We start from the raw sequence: 2167 nt of genomic DNA on the forward strand, positions 1-2167 counted from the left end.
TTGGCATGGTTCTTAGACAACGATGAATGTTCTTCTTATTTTAATTCCCTCTGCTACTTTTGCAAGAGGTCTACTATGTATCCTGAAGATTTTGAGAAAAAACCGCTAGAAAATTATTTGAAATAACAGCTATTAATGGCACTCCATTAACATTTCTGTAAGTACATTACCGTTAAATGATTACCCTGCGCAGCAAGATAGCTCTTTAACGTCTTTGCTAAAGGTTTGAGCGCATAACTTCAATCCTTCAACCATCGTCAAATACGGAAATAGTTGACCTGCCAATTCTTCGACTGTCATTTTATTATGAATAGCAAGAGCCGCACTTTGAATCAGTTCTCCGCCTTCATGGGCTAAAATTTGTGCGCCTATCAGTTTTCCCGTGGATTCTTCAGCTACCAACTTGATAAAACCATCCGTTTCAAAATTTGCTAAAGCTCTTGGTACGTTTTCCATATCAAGTACACGACTTATCGTATTTATTCCTACCGCTGAAGCTTGTACTTCGGTTAGACCTACCGTAGCAACTTGTGGGTCGGTGAATATAACAGCAGGCATGGTAGATAAGTCGAGTTGCGCATTTCCACCTGTCATATTAATTCCAGCCCTACTTCCGGCAGCAGCAGCAACATAAACAAATTGTGGCATATTGGAGCAATCTCCAGCGGCATAAATGTTAGCTGTTGATGTTTCCATCATACTATTAACAACAATGGCACCACTTTTATCTGTTTCAACACCAACATTTTCTAAACCAAGCTTTCCAGTATTTGCATGGCGACCCGTAGAGATAAGCAATTTTTCAGCGATTAATGTTCCTTCGTTAGTTTCCAATGAAAAACCATTGCTATCATAAGAAACATGACTTGCTTGCGTATTATTAAGTACCCTAATACCTTCTTTTTCAAAGCACTCTGCCAGTTTTTCACCTAATAACGGATCTTCAGCATATAAAAGGGTATGTCTGGCTAGAATTGTCACACGGCTACCTAAACGGGCATAAGCTTGCGCAATTTCCAGAGCAACAACGGAGGAGCCGATGACAACTAGACTACTCGGTAACTCTTCTGCAAATAAGGCTTCTGTTGATGTCCAATAAGGTGTATCAACTAAACCCTTAATTGGCGGAATGCTTGGTGTAGAGCCTGTTGCAATTAAAATGCGATCTGCAACCAGCTCTTCTTCACTACCATCAGACTTGTGAACTAGCAAGGTATTTTGATTTTTAAAACGTGCATAACCTTTAAGTAAAGATAGCGCGGGATTACTCTCTAAAATACGTTGATATTTAGCATCGCGTAGTTCTTCGACGCGAGCGTTTTGCTGATGTGCTAATAAGGAGCGGCTAAGTTGTGGCTGAATATTTTCTAAACCATCAAACGGGTTAGTACGTTGCTGATGCGCTAATTGCGCAGCACGGATCAATATTTTTGAAGGAACACAGCCGACATTTACACAGCAACCTCCGATTACATCGGCTCCTTCAATGATAGTAACTCTTGCTCCGCCTTCTGCTGCTTTAATCGCACTGGCAAAGGCCCCTGAACCACTACCAATAATGGCTACATGTAATTGTTCTGGCTGGATGTCATTTGGCGAGCAACAACTATTCGTTGACATATTTTATTCCTCTTAAAAAGTTAAGCGGTACAAGTTTCATCATCACAGCGTTTATTCGCAGGAGAAACCATGTCCCAAATTGATACAGCAACCATTAGTCCTAGCCCCGTATAAGTAACGTATGAACTCCACCCGTACTGGAACCAAGGGTATAAAGAGAGTAAAACCAAAATGGGGCCAATTGAACCGATAAAACTACGGTGCCATTGACGATGGCTAAACCAGCCTAAGATATTCATTGCCAGCGCTAATACTGCAAACAGTGGTAACAACGTATTGATAAATACCCCTTCCCACTGACTAAGAAATCCCATCCCAATTGCCGCACCAAGACTAGCTATCGCGGGAAAACACATGGCGCATCCCATTGCCGAAACAAGTGCACCTATAGAGCCTGCTTTATCTCCGATACGCGTAACTAGTTCTAAGGGGCTAAATATTACTTATTTTCACTTTTTAAATTTGAAGGGTAGCCAGCGTTGGTAGTCGCTGCAATTAATGCATTGATGTTGGTTTTAGTGTCATCAAAAGAAACAACAGCTAGCTT

Annotated in this window: 1 protein-coding gene and 1 pseudogene; both read right to left on the minus strand. The window is 41.2% G+C overall.

Going from position 1 to position 2167, the window contains the following annotated elements; translation table 11 throughout:
* Positions 1–180: 180 nt before the first annotated feature.
* A pseudogene (gene merA, locus AAEY83_RS12575) lies at positions 181–1572 on the minus strand (mercury(II) reductase); the annotation flags it as partial.
* Positions 1573–1640: 68 nt separating this feature from the next.
* Positions 1641–2060, minus strand: coding sequence for an organomercurial transporter MerC (gene merC, locus AAEY83_RS12580; RefSeq protein WP_008467331.1), 420 nt, complete (start codon positions 2058–2060; stop codon positions 1641–1643).
* Positions 2061–2167: the final 107 nt, after the last annotated feature.

The organism is Psychrobacter sp. TB20-MNA-CIBAN-0197, assembly GCF_040309765.1.
Lineage (GTDB): Bacteria > Pseudomonadota > Gammaproteobacteria > Pseudomonadales > Moraxellaceae > Psychrobacter > Psychrobacter submarinus.